We start from the raw sequence: 20,058 nt of genomic DNA on the forward strand, positions 1-20,058 counted from the left end.
ACCTGTCGGGTTTGGTTGAGCTTAATCGACGATTATTTACTCAGCAGTAAAATCTCATTTACAACAACTTCGGTAACATATCTTTTTTCTCCATTTTTGTCATCGTAACTTCTGTGCGTTAACTTTCCGTCTACTGCCACTTCTTTACCTTTCACTACAAATCTCTCAATGATTTCGGCTGTTTTTCCCCAGGCCGTAACACGGTGCCATTCGGTTTGTTCTACCTTTTCACCTTTATCATTTTTGTAAGTTTCATTTGTTGCGATACTCAAATGAGCCAGTTTTTTTCCGTTTTCTAATGTTCTAATTTCAGGATCTTGTCCTACGTTACCAATTAGTTGTACTCTGTTTTTCATTGCATTCATGGCGTATACTATTTAAATGTTCATATATAAATTCGCTGATTAATTTCAACGAGGCAAAGGTGCGGCCGTTCTCCTAAATTATTCGGCTGTAAACTATTTACTTTCGGTTGTAATTATTTGTAAGCGTTTGTAAATGGAATTTATTTTTGCTACATTTGAGATAAATCCTACGATATATGCAGACGGAAATTAAAAAAGTAGAGTTACGAAACCTTGCATTTGAAGATTACAAACAATTGAAAAATTCAATGGTAGAATCGTATCCTGAAATGGCCAACAATTATTGGAGATCAACTGATATAAAAAAATTACTCAAAATATTTCCCGAAGGACAATTGGTAATCTTGGTCGACGGCGTTGTTGTAGGCTCGGCATTATCGCTTATTGTCGATGAAAAGTTAGTTGATAAAAGACACAATTACAGACAAATTGTTGGCGACTATACTTTTTCGACTCATAATCCCGACGGCGAAATTTTATATGGAATTGATGTTTTTATTCATCCGAACTATCGCGGACTGCGTTTAGGCCGACGCCTTTATGATGCCAGAAAAGAGCTTTGCGAACAATTAAACTTAAAAGCTATTGTTTTTGCCGGCCGGATTCCGAATTACAATCAATACTCAAAAAAGTTTACGCCTAGAAATTATATTGAAAAAGTAAAAGATAAAGAACTTCATGATCCTGTTCTTTCTTTTCAGTTAAGCAATGATTTCCACGTTCTTCGCATCATCAAAAATTATTTGGAAGGTGACGAAGAATCAAAAGAATTTGCGGTTCTTTTAGAATGGAACAATGTTTATTATGATGAAAGCCCGAAATTGATTAATTCTGAAAAAAGTATTATTCGATTGGGATTAATTCAATGGCAGATGCGTCAGCTCAATAATGTTGAAGCACTTTTTGAACAGGCCGAATTTTTTATCGATGTTGTTTCCGGTTACGGAAGTGATTTTGCCTTATTCCCAGAACTTTTCACGGCGCCTTTAATGGCCGATTTCAATCATTTATCTGAAGCCGAAGCAATTCGGGAATTGGCCAGACACTCAGATCCAATTAGAAAGCGTTTTCAGGAATTTGCTATTTCGTACAATATCAATATTATAACCGGAAGTATGCCGCACCTGGAGAATGGTGTTTTGTATAATGTTGGTTTTTTATGCAAAAGAGACGGAACTTCTGAGATGTATTACAAAATCCACATTACCCCAAATGAAGTGCATCATTGGGGAATGAAAGGCGGATCTGAATTTAAAACTTACGATACAGACTGCGGTAAAATTGGAATTTTGATTTGCTATGATGTCGAATTCCCGGAGCTTTCAAGATTATTAGCAGATGAAGGAATGAATATTCTTTTTGTTCCGTTTTTAACCGATACACAAAATGCGTACACTCGTGTCAAACATTGTTCGCAGGCACGCGCCATCGAAAATGAGTGTTATGTTGCCATTGCCGGCTGCGTTGGAAACCTTCCGAAGGTAAACAATATGGACATTCAATATGCACAGGCTTCGGTTTTTACACCTTCTGATTTTGCTTTCCCAAGTAACGGAATCAAAGCAGAAGCAACTCCAAATACCGAAATGACACTGATTGTTGATGTCGATTTAGATTTATTGAAAGATCTTCATGAACACGGAAGCGTACGAATTTTAAAAGACAGAAGAACAGATTTATATCAAATTAAAAAAACGTAATAGATGAGAACATGTCTTGAATGCTCTGAAAAACTTGTAGGCAGGGAAGATAAAAAGTTTTGCTCAGACAATTGCCGAAATGCCTACAACAATAAAATAAACAAAGACAGCAACAATTTCATGCGAAATGTAAACAACAAATTACGAAAAAATTACCGTATTTTGTCAGAGCTAAATGTTGACGGAAAATCAAAAGCAACAAGGGAGAAAATGATTAATAAAGGTTTTGATTTTGATTTCTTTACTAATATCTTGCAAACCAAAACAGGAAACACCTACTATTTCTTGTACGACCAAGGATATCGCTCTTTGGACAATGATTATTTTATGCTTGTTAAAAAAGAAATTTAGTTATTCATCATGAGAAAAAACCCCACCTCGATTCTGGCAGTTGTCTTAATTCTAGCCATTTTAGGTATCATTTATGCTACAATGATGCCGCAGTATATATCTAAAAATGACGAGGCACTTGCTGATTTTTCTACTGAACGAGCTTTAAATCAAGTCGAAATTATCGCTCAGAAACCGCATTATGTGGGTTCGACAAATCATGAATTGGTAGCTAATTATCTTAAACTGGAGCTAAACAGAATTGGATTAGAAACGAGTGTTCAGGAAGGTTTTACTCTTAATGATAAAGGGATTTTAGTAAAATCTAAAAATATTCTTGCAAGAATCAAGGGAACAAATAATTCAAAAGCACTTTTGTTGCTTTCTCATTACGACAGTGCACCGCATTCTTTTTCAAAAGGTGCAAGCGACGATGCATCTGGAGTTGCCACAATACTAGAAGGAATCAGGGCTTTTTTATATGCTAAAGAACCTCAAAAAAATGATATTATTATTCTTTTTTCAGATGCTGAAGAACTAGGTTTAAACGGCGCGGCACTTTTTGTAAACAAACATCCTTGGGCAAAAGATGTTGGTTTGGTTTTAAACTTTGAAGCAAGAGGAACTTCTGGACCAAGTTATATGCTGATGGAAACCAACAAAGGAAACCAGGCGCTTGTACAGGAATTTACAAAAGCAAAAGCCTCTTACCCGGTATCAAACTCATTGATGTACAGCATTTATAAAATGCTTCCAAATGATACTGACTTAACCGTTTTTAGAGAACAGGGAAATATTCAGGGGTTTAATTTTGCTTTTATCGATGGGCATTACAATTATCACACACAGCAGGACGATGTTCAGCACTTAAGTAAAATGACTCTCGCGCATCAGGGTTCTTATTTGATGCCATTATTAAGATACTTCGCAAATGCTGATTTAAATCAGACTGCTTCAACTGAAGATTATGTTTATTTCAGCGCTCCGTTTTCTTTCATAAGTTATCCGTTTTCATGGGTAATGCCAATGACTTTAATCGCTTTTGGTTTGTTAGTAGTTTTCCTGTTTATTGGAAAAGCCAAAAGAATGATTACTTTAAGAGAAATATTTAAAGGATTTGTTCCTCTTTTAGGGTCTATAATTATAGCTGGTTTAGTAACTTTTTTAGGATGGAAAATTATATTAGAAATCTATCCGCAATATTCTGATTTATTAAACGGTTTCACTTATAACGGCCATGCTTACATTGGTGCATTTGTAACATTAAGTATTGCGATTTGTTTTGCCTTTTACCATCATTTTTCTGATGCTAAAATCACAATGAACCATTTCGTAGCACCATTGTTACTTTGGATTATAATAAATGCATTTTTAGCAAACAGTTTAACCGGGGCCGGATTCTTAATTATTCCTGTTTATTTCGGAATTCTTTTATTTGGAATCTTCGTTTTTACGCAGCATTACAGTTTGGGCTTAAATTTAATTTTCAGTATTCCGGCTTTAGCTATTATTGCACCGTTTATTATCATGTTCCCTATTGGTTTAGGATTAAAAATACTTTTTGGAAGTGCAGTTTTAACCGTTCTTCTTTTCGGGTTATTATTACCAATTTTTAATACTTTCTTTAAAAAAGGAGCCTGGATTATGGTTTTCTTCGCCGCTTCTATTTACTTTTTTATCTATGCCGGATATAATTCAGGATACGAACACGGAAAAGCAAAATCAAACAGTTTACTTTACGTTTATAATGCCAATACAAACTCAGCACTTTGGGCAACTTATGATGTAAATCTTGACGATTGGACTAAATCGTATTTAGGAGAAAAAAATCAAAAAGCTCCAGGTTTAAATAGTCTTCCAATTACCAGCAAATACAATTCTACGTTTACACACAGTGCGATTGCTCCAGTTATCGATGTTCCAAAACCAACAATTGCATTTTTAAAAGACAGTGTTATTGGAAATAACAGATATTTAAAAATCCAGATAACTCCAAATAGAAAGGTAAACCGTTATGATATTTATGCAAATCCAAAAATGACGTTTTACAACTTTAAAGCTAACGGCGTTTCAACTTCTGGCGAAAAAACAAATCGTTTAGAACGCGACGGAATACGTGTTCTGTGTTATTATGTTGTAGGGAACGAACCGCTTGTTATGGATTTCTACATTAATAAATCGTCTATTTTTGATATGGATTTAATTGAAAGTTCATTCGATTTGATGACAAATCCTTTATTGAAAGTGAAACCAAGAAGTGACTGGATGATGCCAACGCCATTTGTTTTAAATGATGCGGTCATGATTCAGCAAAAAATTAAAAGATATACTGCTCCTGTAAACCCGCCGATACAACCCGCTCCGGCAAAAGATAGTGCAGTTATTGCAAAAGACAGTTTAATAAAACCGGTTATAAAGCCTGAATAATAAATATATAATTTGGAAGGTCCAGATTTAACAACGTTATTCCTTTTACTATTTGTTTTATGCTGTATCATGTATAGATCATTGAACTCTAAAAAAAGTTTTTCAAAAAAAGATTTTTTCCTTCAATATGATTCTATTAATCAAACCATTTACCTTCTAATTGGAATTATAATTGTAACTGTAGTAATAATAAAACGATTGGCAGATCTTTACATATAAAAAAGCAGACTTTGTATTAAAAGTCTGCTTTTCTTTTTAACAAGCACATTCGATTTTTAAGCCTGTTTTAATTCCTTTTGCACCTTCAGTTGCATATCCGTCAAACTTCCACCACTCGATTCCGCCAATTAGTTCTTTTACTTTAAATCCTAATTTTGTCATATTCAAAGCCCCTTTAGTCGAAGCGTTGCAGCCAATTCCGTCGCAATACGTAACATACAAAATATCTTTATCTAAATGTTTTGTTGTTTCTGCCGACATTTCGCGATGCGGAATATTAATCGCACCCGGAATATGTTCTGCTTCAAACCCAAAAGCTTTTCTGGCATCCAGCGCCATTACTTTTTCACCATTATTCAAAGCATCAAATAAATCAGACGGATCCATTTCGAAAGCCAGTTTATGCTCGTAAAATTTAATTTGCTCTTCCATTTTTCTATAGTTTTAGTGATTTTGTTTTTTCAAAAGTAGCAGCTCATTCTATATCATAAAAACGAAAAGAATTCATGAACCGCATTAGTTTTTTTCATGCAAAAGCCAGTCTAAAATTTTGTTCCTTTGTATATAAATCTCAAAAAATGGAAATACGTCATTTAAAATTGATAAAAGCAATTGTTGAAGAAGGAAGCATTACAAAAGCAATTGACAAACTTCATTTAACACAATCGGCTTTGAGTCATCAGCTCAAAGAAGCAGAATATCAATTGGGTACAGCCATTTTTTTAAGAACAAACAAAAAACTGGTCCTCACAAAAGCAGGCGAAAAAGTATACGAATTAGCAAATGAAATTCTCGATAAACTTTCGCAGACACAATCACAGATCAAACAAATGGTTTATGGAGAATATGGCGAAATCAGAATCAGTACCGAATGTTTCTCGAGTTATCACTGGCTTCCGCCAGTTTTAAAACAGTTTCACCTTTTATACCCAAATGTTGAACTAAAAATTATAACCGAAGCGACACATATTCCGCTGCAAAAACTTTTAGAAAACACGATTGACATTGCCATTGTAAGCGATACAATTAAAGACAATCATATAAAATATACCGAGCTTTTTCAGGATGAAGTTGTGATGGCGGTTTCAGAAAATCATCCTTGGGCAGATAAAAAATATGTCGTTGCCGAAGATTTCATCAACGAACATTTAATAATTCATTCCCTTCCGATGGAAACCGTTACAATTCATCAGTTTGTTTTGGCTCCAGCCAAAGTAACGCCGAAAAAGGTAACACCGCTTCCGTTAACAGAAGCTTCTCTTGAAATGGTAAAAGCCGATATGGGCGTTATGTCGATGGCAAAATGGGCATTGCAGCCACATTTAAAGAATAATCCAATTAAAGCGGTAAAAGTGGGTAAAAACGGCTTAAAACGAAAACATTTCATAGCGACGAGAGCAAACGAAACTTATCCGGATTATTTTCAGCATTTTATTAATTTTCTACAAAACGAAATTAATCTGCAATGGAATATTCAATAAGGAATTGTGAAATAGGCGATTTACCGAAACTAGTTATTCTCTGCCAAAAACACGCTGAATTCGAGAAAGCTGATTTTTCTCCAGAAGGAAAACAAGAAAAATTAAAAGAAGCTATTTTCAGCAAAAAACCAAAACTGTTCTGTTTAGTCGTTGCTGTAAAAGAAACAATTGTAGGTTATGTTTCCTATACTTTTGATTATTCAACCTGGGACGCCGCCACTTTTATGTACATGGATTGTTTATTTCTGGAAGAAGAAGCCCGCAGTTTCGGAATTGGAGAAGTTTTAATTGAAAAGCTAAAAGAAATTGCGGTTGAAAATAACTGCGTCAACATTCAATGGCAAACTCCTGAATTTAATACAAGAGCAATTAAATTTTATAACAGAATTGGCGCAAAAGGAAAAGACAAAGTTAGATTTACACTAAGTTTGTAAAATTAAAATATCCGGTTTTCGTCAATTTTGTCATCCTGAGGAACGAAGGATCACACCAGGAACTCAACAAAGATTGGCGACTTAGCATGGAGAGCTTCTTGAGCGATCCTTCGTTCCTCAGGATGACAAGCTACTGCGTATAACCTTTGAACCTCAAAAAAGAAATGAAACAAATAAGCATATTAGGCTGCGGCTGGCTCGGACTGCCGCTGGCTAAAAAACTAATCAAAAAAGGAAATTTGGTAAAAGGATCAACAACTTCTGAAAATAAACTTTCTATTTTAAAAGACGCTGGAATAAATCCATTTCTTGTCATCCTGAGCGAAGTCGAAGGAATACTTAAAAATGGAGATAGTTCTAAAAACATTACTGATTTTTTAGCCGAAAGCGAAATCCTGATTATTGACATTCCGCCAAAATTGCGAGCTGTTTCTTCAGATTCAAACAAGGCTTTTGTTCAGAAAATCGAAAACCTAATTCCGTTTATAGAGAAATCAAGTATTTCCAAAGTCATTTTTGTAAGCTCAACTTCGGTTTACGGAGATGAAAATGAATTTATTACAGAAGAAACAACACTAAATCCTGATACCGAAAGTGGAAAACAATTGGTTTTAGCAGAAGCAATTCTTCAAAAAAATCAAAACTTCGAAACCACAATCCTGCGTTTCGGGGGATTAATTGGTGAAAACCGACATCCGGTCAAGTTTTTAGCTGGAAAAGAAAACCTCGAAAATCCCGATGCTCCAATAAATTTAATTCATCAAAATGACTGCATCGCTATTATTGAAGAAATCATAAACCAATCCAAATGGAATGAAGTTTTCAACGCCGCTGCACCTTTTCATCCAACAAGAGAAGATTATTATACTCAAAAAGCCAAAGAACAAAACTTAGTTTTACCAAAATTCAGTTCTGAAAAATCAAATATCAAAAAGGTTATTTTAAGCGAGAAAATCGAAACCATTTTAAATTATCAATTTAAGCTGGAGAATTATTGAACCATATAAGTTATATAAGTTCATTTAAATAAAGCGTGTTAAACTTTGTGGACTTTAAAACAATAAAACTTAAATTACTTATATAACTTATATGGTTTAAAAAAAACTTTGCGAACTTTGCGATACCTTCGCGTCTTTGCGGTAAAATTTTTTACGGTTAAAACTATGGAAACAGTTTATGTTAATTCGCCTTTAGGAATCACCAAAATAGTTGGAGATGAAGATGGTATTGCAGTAATCTCTGTTTCTGATGCTGGAACAAACGAAGTTTCAAAGAAAATACCAAAAGTTTTAAAAGATGCTGTTTCACAGCTTGAAGAGTATTTCGAAGGAAAAAGAAAAGATTTTGATTTAAAACTAAATCCGCAAGGAACAGAATTCCAACAGAAAGTCTGGAAAACATTACTGGAAATTCCGTACGGTAAAACGGTAAGTTATATGGATCAAACCAAAAAACTGGGCGATATAAAAGCAATTCGTGCGGTTGCATCTGCAAATGGTAAAAATCCGCTTTGGATTGTCGTTCCCTGCCACAGAGTTATTGGCACAAATGGTTCATTGACCGGTTACGCCGGCGGATTGTCCCGCAAAAAATGGCTTCTCGAACACGAAAGTCCTTCTCCACAACAGAGTTTGTTTTAAAAAGTGTTCGCCACGAATTCCACGAATTTCCACTAATTTTCTTCTTTCATAATTATGATTCAAAAAATCTCTTTATTTGAAGAAAATTCATTCAATTAAAAAATTCGTGTCCGAAAAAATCAAATTATTGTACATTTATATCCACAAAGAATTAGTGAAAATTCGTGAAATTCGTGGCAAAAAAATATGATTGAAAAAATAAACCTTAATAACATTCTCTTTCTTGATATAGAAACCGTTCCGGAGGAAGAAAACTTCAATTCTCTTGACGAAGAAATGAAGTCTCTTTGGGATTTAAAAACGCAGTATCAGCGAAAAGACGATTATACGCCGGAAGAATTTTACGAACGTGCCGGAATTTGGGCAGAATTTGGAAAGATAATTTGCATTTCGGTTGGGTATTTTACAATCAAAGGTGACGTTCGAAATTTTAGGGTAACATCATTTTTTGGAGAAGAAAAAAAGATCCTGAAAGACTTTAATAATCTGCTGAACAATCATTTCAATCAGCCGCAGCATCTTTTATGCGGACATAACGCAAAAGAATTTGATATTCCGTTTATCGCCCGCCGAATGATTATCAATCAAATCGCAATTCCAGATAAGCTGAATTTATTTGGCAAAAAACCTTGGGAAATTGCACATCTTGATACTTTAGAATTATGGAAGTTTGGCGATTATAAGCATTTTACGTCACTAAAACTATTGACAAAAATTCTGGGAGTTCCATCGCCAAAAGGCGATATTGACGGAAGTCAGGTCGCACACGTTTATTATGTCGAAAAAGACATAGACCGAATTATAACGTATTGTGAAAAAGATACAATCGCCGTAGCGCAGATTTTCCTTCGATTACGTCGTGAAGATTTATTGATTGATGATGAAATAATTCATGTCTGATTTTTGAGAAACAAAGGTGCAAAGGTTCAGAGGGACAAAGTTTTATTTAAATGAACTTATATAACTTATATGGTTTAATAAAATATTAAAGATGACACATCAGGAAATTTCACATCATCGTCTTGTTTCGCAAAAGCTGTATAAAACAGACAAATGTTCTCCGCAGCAAATCGTACACCATTTTGGTGCGATGCAGGCTCAGGATTATGCAATGGCAAAATGGGCTGTTGGCTCCCGTTGTGATTCTACTGAAAAAGAAATTGAAGAAGCTGTAAACTCGGCACAAATAATAAGAACTCATATTTTACGGCCAACCTGGCATTTTGTTTCTGCTGATGATATTTACTGGATGCTCGATATTGCGGGACCTCAAGTAAAAAAAATGACTATATCCGGGGCTAAAAAATTTGGTTTTGATGCTAAAAAACTAGATCAGGCTAATAATTCCATCGAAAAACTATTGTCTGGAAATAATCATTTGACCCGAGATGAAATTATGCAGGAGCTTGACATTAAAAAAACTTCAAAAGAAGATTTTCTAAGTGCTGCGATTATGATGCATGCTGAACAAGATGGTTTGGTTTGTAACGGCAGAATGAAGGGTAAAAAAATCACATACGCATTACTTGAAGAACGAGTTAAAAAACCTAAAACGCAATTAACAAAAGAAGAAGGTTTGGCAAAACTAGCCAAACGCTATTTTGAAAGTCACGGTCCGGCAACTTTGCTTGATTTTTCGTGGTGGTCTGGTTTTCCGCCTACTATTTGTCAAAAAACCATTGATGCAATTAAGTTGCAATTAGAGTTTATTGAAATTGAAAATCAAAATTATTACTTTGTAAATCAAAATATTGAAAAGGTTAACTTCAAGGAAAGCATTCACTTTCTTCCCGCTTTTGATGAAATTTTGATTTCTTATAAAACCAGAGAAGCTTCTTTTTTATCTGAACATCAAAATAGAGTTTTTACCAATAATGGCATCTTTAAACCGATAATTCTTGAAAATGGAAAAGTGATTGGAATATGGAAACGAACTATTAAAAAAGACTACGCCAAAATCGAAACGGAGTTTTTTAATGAAACCGAAGATTCTAAAAAACAAATTCTGTTTGAAGGAATTAAAGCTTTTGAAAACTACTTAGAAACTAAAGTTGTTATCGAATAATTTAAAATTTCACTAAAAGTCTGCACTTTCTTAGAAATACTTCTCCTTTGTGGAATAAAATCTTTGTGCATATTCTGCCTAAATAATTACATTTACAAAAAAATAGCATTATGGTATTAAGTAGATTTTGGTTAGTTATTTTTATTTCTTCGATTGTTTTTATTGTAGTCAGTTTATTTACTGCCAATACTTATACGATTGATTCTGTTTTAAATGGAAAGAAAGATGATCCTGTTTTAGTTTCTGAAAAATACATTCATGAACTTCCGGCTTTCATTAAAGACAGTATAAAAAAAGCGCCGGATCAAACCATGATTATCAATCGTGATACGCTTAATGCCGACACGACTTATGTTTACAAAAGCAAAACTGTAAAAATTTACAGCGGTCTTCAAAAATCTGATGGTTTACTGCCAACTTGTAAAAGCACTTTAGTTGATTTAATTCTGCCACTTATTGCTTATTTAGCTTTCTTTTGCGGATTAATGGAACTTTTAATCGTTTCTGGAGCTTCTGGAAATCTGGCTAAACTATTGAGTCCGGTATTTGTAAAAGTGTTTCCAAGTATTCCTAAAAATCACCCTTCAATATCTTACATGACTTTAAACTTTGCAGCTAATTTCCTCGGATTAGATTCGGCTGCAACACCATTTGGATTGAAAGCCATGGAAAGTTTACAGGAAATAAATCCCGATAAAGACAAAGCGAGCGATGCGCAAATCATGTTTATGTGTCTTCACGCTTCAGGTTTAACTTTAATTGCTACTTCGATTATTGGATATCGCGCGGCTGCAAATGCAAGTAATCCTGCCGATGTTATGCTGCCTTGTATCATTACTTCTTTCATCGGAACTATTGCTGCATTTTTAATCGTGGGGATTAAACAAAAAATCAATTTCAAAAGCGCTTCTCTTCTTATCGTCTTAATGGGATTAATCGCCGCCATTGTTGGTTTGTTGATGTATGTTAATCATTTGGACTTAATTGGAAAAAACTATTTTACTTCTAACCTTTCGGGATTAATTTTAATTGCCATTATTGCTTTTACTTTGATATTTTCATTTAAAAACGAAAAGAAATTCAGCGAAGCAAATACAACTGTTTTTGACACTTTTGTTGTTGGTGCAAATAATGGTGTTAAAACTGGGGTAACTATTTTTCCTTATGTTTTGGGAATGCTGGTTGCTATTTCTTTATTCAGAAACAGCGGTTTATTTGAAATTATCAGCGATGGAATTGCTTTTGTTTTCTCAAATATGGGAGTAAGTAAAGAAATCACGAATGCGTTGCCTGTTGCAATGCTTCGTCCTTTTAGTTCTGCTGGTTCCCGTGGATTCTTAATTGACTCGATGAACACTTTTGGAGCCGATTCTCTAACGGCAAGATTAAGCAGTATTTTTCAATGCAGCGCCGAAAGTACTTTTTATGTAATCGCAGTTTATTTTGGTTCGGTTAATATCAAAAATACCCGTTATGCGTTAGGCACCATGCTTTTAGTGGATCTTATTTGCGTGATTACGGCAATTTTTGTGGCAACTTGGTTTTTTTAAATTATGTGGCATGTATCAAAATTAATCTGTTTGCTTATTGGAAATGGTCTTAAATGGATTTATTATGGAGGAAAAAAGCCAATGAGTGAAGTTGCAAAAGAAGACAATGAGATAATTGGATTTGTAATAATCGCTTTTATTTTCTTCTTTTTATATTCATCTAACAAATCAAAAATATAATTAATGAAATTGAAATATCTTTTCATTCTATTAGTTTTTACAAGCTGTCAAAAAGAACAAAAGACAGCTCAAACAGCTGATTTAAATCATACGCAAATTCCAGAAATAGCTGTTTCAGATACAAAAGAAGCCGAAGAACGCTCCCTAAAAACAGACACAATTCTTCTTTCAAACGAAAAAGATGCAGAAGTGACTCATATCTTAGCCAATCTTATCGATCAAAAAGCAGACAAAGACAGCGTTATTACTTCAAAATTCAGACTTGACTTTTATCGGAATAAAAACAAAACAGCATCTTCAAAAGTTAGTATTAGAAATTACGAAAAAGGTTCTGAATGGAACGGATCTAACGGATTGACATATACTTCAGATAAAAATTCTTCTTTTATAAAAATTGATTTCGGATATCCGGCTTGTGGATATACGTACGAAAACTATCTCTATTATTTCAAAAAAGGTAATTTACAGCTTGTACATCAATGGCAATCCATGTCAGACAGCGGCTGGGGAACCTGGACAGAATTTATGGGGGATGTTTCGGGAAAAGATCCTGAGAATTTTTACTGCAAAATTGTTTCTTATGGTCCAACAGACGACGATTCTGAAGATTCGGGAATTGTAACTTATTCTGACTCGACTTCATTTTCACTAAAAGGAAATCATTGGAAAAAGAAATTACTGTCGGCAAAAGACAAACCTTATTTTGAAAAGAAAATGACTTTTAACGAGTTTCACCGGCAAGATTAAACACACAAAAACTGGACTGAAGTCCAGCTCTACAATATTGATCGAGCCGTTGGCTTTTTTTAGTTGTGCAAACAAGATAATGGATATAAAGTTCCGCAGGAACGATTCATTTTGTAGGGCTGGACTTCAGTCCAGTTCAAATATATAAATGAAAGGTTTGATTTTTTTGTAAGAAAATTTATATTTTTACAAAAATTACAACCGTTAATAATATAAAATGTCAAACACCTTTCATCAAGTTTATATCCAAGCCGTTTTTGCAGTTAAGTATAGAGAAGCACTAATTACAAATGATTGCAAATCTAAAATATTAAGCGTAATAGGAAATCTAATAAATGAAACTGGCTGCAAAACTATAATAGTAAATGGAACTGAAGATCATGTTCATTGTCTTCTAGCTCTTAAACCAACTGTTTCTGTTTCGGATTTGATGAAAGTTGTAAAAGGCAAATCTTCAAAATACATCAATGATAATAAACTGACAAAATACAAATTTGAATGGCAGGAAGGTTATGGTGTATTTTCATATAGTAAATCTCACATTGATGCTGTTTATAAATATATTGCCAATCAAGAAGAACATCATAAAAAACAAACTTTCAAAGATGAATATTCCTCATTTTTAAATAAACATGATGCTAAATTTGATGAAAGATGCATTTTTGAAAATTTAATATAATTCTAAACCATACCACATCAATCTAAACTGGACTGAAGTCCAGCCCTACAATATGAATCGTTCCTTCGGAACTTTTATGTAGAGTTATAGAAATGAACCGAAGTGCGACTCTACAAAATAGACAGTTCTTCCAGAACTGGAAAAAAAAGAGCCAACGGCTCGAACCATATTGTAGGGCTGGACTTCAATCCAGTTTAAACATAATAAGCACGTACAAGCCCCTTATTCAAATTCTTTCTTAGGTAAATAATTTCTAACTTTGTAAAAAAACAAAGAAATGATTGATTTTATATACCAAGATCCTTACCCAATTTTAAAGGATGATACGCAGTACCGCAAAATTACTTCTGATTTTGTAAAAGTGGAACAATTTGGAGAACGCGAGATTTTAACCGTTGATCCAAAAGGTCTAGAATTACTGGCTGAAGAAGCCTTAACCGATGTTTCGTTCATGCTTAGAACGACACATTTGCAAAAACTAAGAAACATTCTTGATGATCCTGAAGCAACAGACAATGATCGTTTTGTAGCTTACAATTTACTTCAAAATGCTTCGGTTGCTGCCGAAGGTCAATTACCAAGCTGTCAGGATACGGGAACAGCAATTGTAATGGCAAAAAAAGGTGAAAGTATCTTTACGGGTGTTGATGATGCTGAATGGTTAAGTAAAGGAATTTTCAATACGTACCAAAAACGTAATTTACGTTATTCTCAAATTGTGCCAATTTCGATGTTTGAAGAAAAAAATTCAGGATCGAACCTTCCGGCGCAAATTGATATTTATGCTAAAAAAGGAACTTCTTATGATTTTCTTTTTATGGCAAAAGGTGGTGGTTCTGCAAATAAAACTTACTTGTATCAACAGACCAAATCGTTATTAAACGATAAGTCTATGGATGCTTTTGTAAGAGCAAAAATTAAAGATTTAGGAACTTCGGCTTGTCCTCCTTATCACTTGGCTTTGGTTATTGGGGGAACTTCTGCGGAAGCAAACTTAAGTGCTGTTAAAAAAGCATCTGCAGGGTATTATGACCACTTACCTACTTCTGGAAATATGGCGGGTCAGGCATTTCGTGATTTAGAATGGGAAGCACGTGTTCAAAAAATCTGTCAGGAAAGTGAAATTGGAGCTCAGTTTGGAGGAAAATATTTCACACATGATGTTCGTGTAATTCGTTTACCGCGTCACGCTGCTTCATGTCCGGTTGGATTAGGAGTTTCTTGTTCTGCCGACAGAAATATCAAAGGGAAAATTACAAAAGACGGAATCTTTGTTGAGCAGTTAGAAGTAAATCCAAAACAATTTTTACCAGAAACAGCTCCGCATTTAGAAGCTCCGGTTGAAATTGATTTAGATCAGCCAATGGCAGATATTTTGGCTAAACTATCTCAATATCCTATTAAAACACGTTTAAAGCTAAACGGAACTGTAATTGTTGCCCGTGACATTGCACACGCAAAAATTAAAGAATTATTAGATGCCGGAAAACCAATGCCGGAATACTTTAAAAACCATCCGGTATATTATGCAGGGCCGGCAAAAACTCCGGAAGGAATGGCTTCAGGAAGTTTTGGACCAACAACTGCCGGACGTATGGACGTTTATGTAGATGAATTCCAAAAACATGGCGGAAGTATGATTATGCTTGCCAAAGGAAACCGTACTAAACAAGTTACAGATGCCTGCAGCAAATATGGCGGATTCTATTTAGGCTCTATTGGAGGTCCAGCGGCTATTTTAGCGCAAGATAATATACTAAAAGTTGAAGTTGTTGATTTTGAAGAGTTAGGAATGGAAGCCGTTCGTAAAATCACCGTAAAAGATTTCCCTGCTTTTATTATTACTGATGATAAAGGAAATGATTTCTTTGAAAATTTATAAGTTTTTGCCACAAAGGCACTAAGACAGTAAGATTTCTTAAAATAAAAACCGCCCAATGAGGCGGTTTTTATTTATGTCTTACTTAAAAATTTCTTTGTGTCTTAGTGCCTTTGTGGCATTAAAAAACTAAGCGCTTTTATCTTCTTTTTCAAAAGCTATAAAATGCGATATCTCTCCTTTCAAATTATAAATTGGAGTTGCATCGACACTGCATTTATAAGTTCTGCCGTCTTTTTTATAGTTTTGGATTGTTTTCTTAAAAGGTTCTTTCAATTTTATTGCTTCTTGAATTTCTTTCAAAACAGTTTTACAAGTCGCCGGACCCTGAAACATTTTAGGTGTTCTGCCTAAAACTTCTTCCTCATAATATCCTGTCATTCTCTTGATTCTGTTTGATGCAAAGACGATTTTTAAATCTAAATCGGTAATAAGAACTACTTCGTCTTTAATTCGTTCCTCGATTTTAAGGTTTTTATCGTTCCAGGTAAATTGACTTGAGATTTTATTTACCTTTTTCATATCGGCAAAAAAGGCCTTCAATTCATTTAAATACTCATAATGAAGATCTAAGGCCAAAATAGGCACCCAAGTCCGGTTTGTTGATTCTTCAGAGCTATTCTTTTTCATATTAAATGAATTTTAGAAATCCTTTCTCTCAAACTTACAACTAAAGTTACAAAATAAATTACGGGAAAACCTCATTTAGTAAATTTTTACTAAAATTAAAATGCAAACTTTAATTGTACCACAACGGCCTTTTTTTCTTCGTTATTCAGGTTGTTGAGCGAAATTCCAAGCAATCGAACAGAATCTTTCATTTTTTCCTGATACAGCAGTTCTTCTACAATCTCCATAATCAAACTTTTATCTGAAATAAAATAAGGCAGTGTTTTACTTCTTGTCTGCTGGGTAAAGTCGCTGTATTTAATTTTAAGCGTAACCGTTTTACCCGAAATATTGTGTTTTTTTAGTCGTTTTTCTAATGAAACAGCAATTCTTTCCAACTGTTCAAGCATGAAGATTTCTGAAGATAAATTAACATCAAAAGTATGTTCTGCAGCTACAGATTTAGTAATTCGATATGACTTTACTTCGCTGTTATGAATTCCGCGGACTACTTTATAATAAAAAGCTCCGGATTTCCCGAAATGTTTTTCCAGAAATTCCAGCGATTTACCTTTAAGGTCCAGTCCGGTAAAAATTCCGAGCTGGTACATTTTTTCAGTAGTAACTTTTCCAACTCCATAGAACTTTCGAATTGGCAATTCTTCCAGAAAAGGTACAATTTCGTCTGGATTTACCGTTTTTTGTCCGTTTGGTTTATTGACATCACTGGCAATTTTGGCCACAAACTTATTTACAGATATTCCTGCCGAAGCTGTCAATCCAACTTCATTTAAAATCCGGAGTCTGATTTCCTTCGCTAATAAACTGGCACTTGGATTTCCTTTTTTATTTTGGGTTACATCTAGATAAGCTTCATCAAGCGAAAGTGGCTCAACTAAATCTGTGTATTCGTGAAAAATTTTATGGATTTTAGAAGAAATCTCTTTATATCGGTCAAATCTAGGTCGCACAAAGATAATTTCAGGACAATATTTTTTCGCCAAAACACCGCTTATGGCACTGCGTACACCAAATTTCCTGGCTTCGTAACTTGCTGCTGAAACTACTCCTCTATTTTCTGAACCTCCAACAGCAACAGGTTTCCCGCGTAGAGCAGGATTATCCATCTGCTCTACCGAAGCATAAAAAGCATCCATATCAATATGGATAATTTTTCGATATGTTGGCACATCTGACATTATGCAAATTTAAACAGTAAAGCAATAAAAAGAACGCTGCCAATAGTTATAAATAGTATCAATTTTTAAAGATTAACAACTAAATGACCCCAAACAAATCATTTTATTTATTTTTGTAGTTTACTCGAAATTTTAAAAAATGCGAACATTTGTTATAGGCGACATACATGGAGGATTACTCGCACTTGAACAAGTGTTGAAAAGAGCCGAAGTTACTACACGAGATACTCTTATATTTTTAGGCGATTATGTTGACGGCTGGAGCCAGTCGGCAGAAGTTATTGATTTTTTAATCGACCTTAAAACCAAACAAAACTGTATTTGCATTAGAGGAAATCATGATCAGCTGGCTTTAGACTGGCTGGAAAACAGACATGAAGATTTAGATGAAGAAATGTGGTATAAACATGGCGGAAAAGCCACTGTTGAAGGATATTCTAAAATTTCTCCGGAAAGAAAAAAAGAACATATCGCCTTTTTTGAATCACTGAAAGATTATTATCTCGATGATGAAAACCGCCTTTTTGTTCACGCAGGATTTACCAATTTAAATGGTGTTGTCTGGGAATACTTTCCAAAATTATTTTATTGGGACAGAACACTTTGGGAATCTGCATTAGCTTTAGATCCAAATTTAAAACCGGATGATTTATATTATCCAAAACGTTTTACGATTTATAAAGAAATTTATATTGGCCATACTCCTGTTACCAGAATTGGAGAAACGGTACCTATAAACAAAGCCTGTGTATGGAATGTTGATACAGGAGCAGCTTTTAAAGGCCCTTTAACTATCATGGATGTAGATACAAAAAAATTCTGGCAAAGCGAACCATTAAATGAATTGTATTCTAACGAAAAAGGTAGGAATTGAGATATAAAAAATTAAATTTGCACAGCAAAATAATTAATATTTAAGTTTATGAAAAAAGTTATCACATTATTGTTTTTGGTATCGTTCGGATTTATTCATGCGCAGAAAGCTTTTACCGGCAAAGGCGATATGAGAGTAAACGTAGGTGCTAATCTACAAGATGGAGGTTCAGGAATTCAGGGATCTATTGATTTTGGTTTAGGAGAAAATTTCTCTTTTGGATTTGTTTCCAGTTATTTACTTGGAGTAGATAATTACAATGGTTTCTACCACGGAGGCCCAACTTACTACACTGATCACAAGCCAGAATTTCAGGATCGTTTTGATGCAAAAGCAAGAATTAATGCTAATTTAAGCAGTGTTATTGGGGTTGAGCAGTTAGATGTTTATCCTGGTTTAAGTTTAGGTTTACGCAACTTTGGAGGACACATTGGCGGACGTTACTTCTTTACTGACGGATTTGGTGTGTTTACAGAACTTGGCTTTCCAATTGCAAAATATAGTAACGAGAATGATGTATTTGATCATTTAAACAATCAGGTTACTTTTAGTTTAGGAGCTTCTTTCAATTTGAACTAGTTTTTTTAACCACAAAGATTTACGCTAAGTTTGTCGTTTTAATCTCGCTAAGATGCAGATTCGCAAAGTTTTATAAAAAAACCGCTCAATTGGGCGGTTTTTTCTTTTTTATATTAAGATGACTTAAACTTATTTACTTAATAAAATACTCCAGTCTGCTCCGCTGTAAATTTTATGCTTTACCGAGAAACTGCCTTGATTTACAGCTAGTGAAAAATTTAAAAGGCTGTTAAAATACGTAACGTCTGTTCCTGCCGGAACTTCTCCAAAAGTATTTACTAATTTTAGTTTTCCTTCGTAAGCTTTTTTAGTTCCGTTGAAAATCTGGATTTTAACAAAATCTCCTACTTTCAAACCAAGATTAGCAAAAGTCTTTTTGTCAATATTTGTCCAAACATTTCCGTATTGAATATCCAGAATTGGAATTCCGCCTTTTATAACGCCGTTTTCAAATACTGGTTTTTGGTAATCAATTTTAACTACTTCACTTGGTAATTTTGGTCCAACTTCTTCAAAAGTAATCGTTTTTGATGCTAAACGTGCTCCGGTAAAAGCATATACATCACGTCCGTGAAAAGTATATGATTCATTTGAGTTTTGACGGCGGTTTTTTACCTCATCAATTTCACGAACTTCCTGAATTCCTAATTGTTCTGCAATTAGAGTCAAAGTTCCGTTATCCGGAGTTACAAAATAATGCCCGGATTTTGTCAATAAAACTACAGAGTGTCTTGCGGTACCAACTCCCGGATCACAAACTGATACAAAAACAGTTCCTGCTGGGTAATACTGCGCTGTCTGCGACAAACGATATGCTGCTTCCCAAATATTAAAAGCCGGGATTTCATGTGTTAAGTCAAATATTTTCAAATCAGTCGAAACACCCATTGCAACACCTTTCATAGCAGAAACTGCTCCATCTTTCAAACCAAAATCTGATTGAAAAACCAATACATTATTTTGCGAAAAGCCATTAAATGTTATAGCAAGCAAAAAAAGTAATACTTTTAATTTCATTTTTTCTCTTTTTAAATTTACGCAAAGATATTTCATTAAAATCAAAAAATGATATGACTAACTTATAAAAAACAAGATTATATA

Annotated in this window: 21 protein-coding genes; 16 read left to right on the top strand and 5 right to left on the bottom strand. The window is 34.2% G+C overall.

The window, feature by feature from the left end; genetic code table 11:
* Positions 1 to 32: 32 nt before the first annotated feature.
* Positions 33 to 365, bottom strand: a complete 333-nt coding sequence (locus AABD74_RS04255; RefSeq protein WP_232679978.1) for a single-stranded DNA-binding protein — start codon at positions 363 to 365, stop codon at positions 33 to 35.
* A 176-nt stretch (positions 366 to 541) separates the two neighbouring features.
* Here AABD74_RS04255 and AABD74_RS04260 point away from each other — a divergent pair, with 176 nt between their 5' ends.
* Genes AABD74_RS04260 through AABD74_RS04270 form a run of 3 tightly spaced genes read left to right on the top strand, consistent with a single transcriptional unit; the run spans position 542 to position 4,822 of the window.
* A complete protein-coding gene (locus tag AABD74_RS04260; RefSeq protein WP_232679977.1) occupies positions 542 to 2,065 on the top strand; it encodes a carbon-nitrogen hydrolase family protein in 1,524 nt (507 codons plus the stop codon).
* Between the two features lie 3 nt (positions 2,066 to 2,068).
* Positions 2,069 to 2,416 (top strand): hypothetical protein, encoded by a 348-nt coding sequence (locus tag AABD74_RS04265; RefSeq protein ID WP_232679976.1) that lies wholly within the window; start codon positions 2,069 to 2,071, stop codon positions 2,414 to 2,416.
* A gap of 9 nt (positions 2,417 to 2,425) precedes the next feature.
* Positions 2,426 to 4,822: a M28 family peptidase gene (locus tag AABD74_RS04270; protein WP_406844775.1), complete on the top strand. Its 2,397-nt coding sequence runs from the start codon at positions 2,426 to 2,428 to the stop codon at positions 4,820 to 4,822.
* Positions 4,823 to 5,077: 255 nt separating this feature from the next.
* Here the strand turns inward: AABD74_RS04270 and AABD74_RS04275 are convergent, their stop codons facing one another.
* Entirely contained in the window at positions 5,078 to 5,473 is a 396-nt protein-coding gene (locus tag AABD74_RS04275) for a rhodanese-like domain-containing protein (RefSeq protein WP_232679972.1), read from the bottom strand.
* Between the two features lie 146 nt (positions 5,474 to 5,619).
* Here AABD74_RS04275 and AABD74_RS04280 point away from each other — a divergent pair, with 146 nt between their 5' ends.
* The 11 genes from AABD74_RS04280 to AABD74_RS04330 all read left to right on the top strand — a co-directional run bounded on the left by AABD74_RS04280 (position 5,620) and on the right by AABD74_RS04330 (position 15,699).
* On the top strand, positions 5,620 to 6,522 hold the full coding sequence (locus AABD74_RS04280) for a LysR family transcriptional regulator (RefSeq protein WP_232679971.1): 903 nt from the start codon (positions 5,620 to 5,622) through the stop codon (positions 6,520 to 6,522).
* Entirely contained in the window at positions 6,507 to 6,956 is a 450-nt protein-coding gene (locus AABD74_RS04285; RefSeq protein ID WP_406844776.1) for an N-acetyltransferase family protein, read from the top strand. The genes AABD74_RS04280 and AABD74_RS04285 overlap by 16 nt, the downstream gene beginning before the upstream one ends.
* A 164-nt stretch (positions 6,957 to 7,120) precedes the next feature.
* Entirely contained in the window at positions 7,121 to 7,954 is an 834-nt protein-coding gene (locus tag AABD74_RS04290; RefSeq protein WP_406844777.1) for an NAD-dependent epimerase/dehydratase family protein, read from the top strand.
* 165 nt (positions 7,955 to 8,119) lie between these two features.
* A complete protein-coding gene (locus AABD74_RS04295) occupies positions 8,120 to 8,596 on the top strand; it encodes a methylated-DNA--[protein]-cysteine S-methyltransferase (RefSeq protein WP_406844778.1) in 477 nt (158 codons plus the stop codon).
* Positions 8,597 to 8,782: 186 nt separating this feature from the next.
* Positions 8,783 to 9,496: a 3'-5' exonuclease gene (locus AABD74_RS04300; RefSeq protein WP_406844779.1), complete on the top strand. Its 714-nt coding sequence runs from the start codon at positions 8,783 to 8,785 to the stop codon at positions 9,494 to 9,496.
* A gap of 91 nt (positions 9,497 to 9,587) precedes the next feature.
* Positions 9,588 to 10,661, top strand: a complete 1,074-nt coding sequence (locus tag AABD74_RS04305; protein ID WP_406844780.1) for a winged helix DNA-binding domain-containing protein — start codon at positions 9,588 to 9,590, stop codon at positions 10,659 to 10,661.
* Positions 10,662 to 10,771: 110 nt separating this feature from the next.
* Positions 10,772 to 12,211, top strand: coding sequence for a nucleoside recognition domain-containing protein (locus AABD74_RS04310; RefSeq protein ID WP_073485906.1), 1,440 nt, complete (start codon positions 10,772 to 10,774; stop codon positions 12,209 to 12,211).
* A 3-nt stretch (positions 12,212 to 12,214) separates the two neighbouring features.
* Positions 12,215 to 12,391: a hypothetical protein gene (locus tag AABD74_RS04315; RefSeq protein WP_232679961.1), complete on the top strand. Its 177-nt coding sequence runs from the start codon at positions 12,215 to 12,217 to the stop codon at positions 12,389 to 12,391.
* Between the two features lie 3 nt (positions 12,392 to 12,394).
* Positions 12,395 to 13,138 (top strand): hypothetical protein, encoded by a 744-nt coding sequence (locus AABD74_RS04320; RefSeq protein ID WP_406844781.1) that lies wholly within the window; start codon positions 12,395 to 12,397, stop codon positions 13,136 to 13,138.
* Positions 13,139 to 13,355: 217 nt separating this feature from the next.
* Positions 13,356 to 13,817, top strand: coding sequence for an IS200/IS605 family transposase (gene tnpA / locus AABD74_RS04325; RefSeq protein ID WP_406844782.1), 462 nt, complete (start codon positions 13,356 to 13,358; stop codon positions 13,815 to 13,817).
* Positions 13,818 to 14,094: 277 nt separating this feature from the next.
* Positions 14,095 to 15,699 (top strand): fumarate hydratase, encoded by a 1,605-nt coding sequence (locus tag AABD74_RS04330; RefSeq protein WP_232679955.1) that lies wholly within the window; start codon positions 14,095 to 14,097, stop codon positions 15,697 to 15,699.
* 126 nt (positions 15,700 to 15,825) lie between these two features.
* Here AABD74_RS04330 and AABD74_RS04335 read toward each other — a convergent pair whose 3' ends face one another.
* Positions 15,826 to 16,326, bottom strand: coding sequence for a PAS domain-containing protein (locus tag AABD74_RS04335; RefSeq protein WP_232679953.1), 501 nt, complete (start codon positions 16,324 to 16,326; stop codon positions 15,826 to 15,828).
* A 95-nt stretch (positions 16,327 to 16,421) separates the two neighbouring features.
* Positions 16,422 to 17,504, bottom strand: a complete 1,083-nt coding sequence (gene dinB / locus AABD74_RS04340; protein WP_406844783.1) for a DNA polymerase IV — start codon at positions 17,502 to 17,504, stop codon at positions 16,422 to 16,424.
* A 139-nt stretch (positions 17,505 to 17,643) separates the two neighbouring features.
* Between dinB and AABD74_RS04345 the strand changes: the two genes are divergently transcribed.
* Together AABD74_RS04345 and AABD74_RS04350 are read left to right on the top strand one after the other, a co-directional pair.
* Positions 17,644 to 18,378 (top strand): metallophosphoesterase family protein, encoded by a 735-nt coding sequence (locus AABD74_RS04345; RefSeq protein WP_406844784.1) that lies wholly within the window; start codon positions 17,644 to 17,646, stop codon positions 18,376 to 18,378.
* A gap of 48 nt (positions 18,379 to 18,426) precedes the next feature.
* The gene (locus AABD74_RS04350; protein ID WP_232679946.1) at positions 18,427 to 18,957 is read left to right on the top strand and encodes a DUF6646 family protein; all 531 of its coding nucleotides are present in this window, start codon (positions 18,427 to 18,429) and stop codon (positions 18,955 to 18,957) included.
* 129 nt (positions 18,958 to 19,086) lie between these two features.
* On the opposite strand, the gene AABD74_RS04355 is transcribed toward AABD74_RS04350, so the two are convergent.
* Positions 19,087 to 19,974, bottom strand: a complete 888-nt coding sequence (locus AABD74_RS04355) for an S-adenosyl-l-methionine hydroxide adenosyltransferase family protein (protein WP_406844785.1) — start codon at positions 19,972 to 19,974, stop codon at positions 19,087 to 19,089.
* Positions 19,975 to 20,058 lie beyond the last annotated feature (84 nt).

It is taken from the genome of Flavobacterium soyae (assembly GCF_045348165.1).
Taxonomy (GTDB): Bacteria; Bacteroidota; Bacteroidia; order Flavobacteriales; family Flavobacteriaceae; genus Flavobacterium; species Flavobacterium soyae.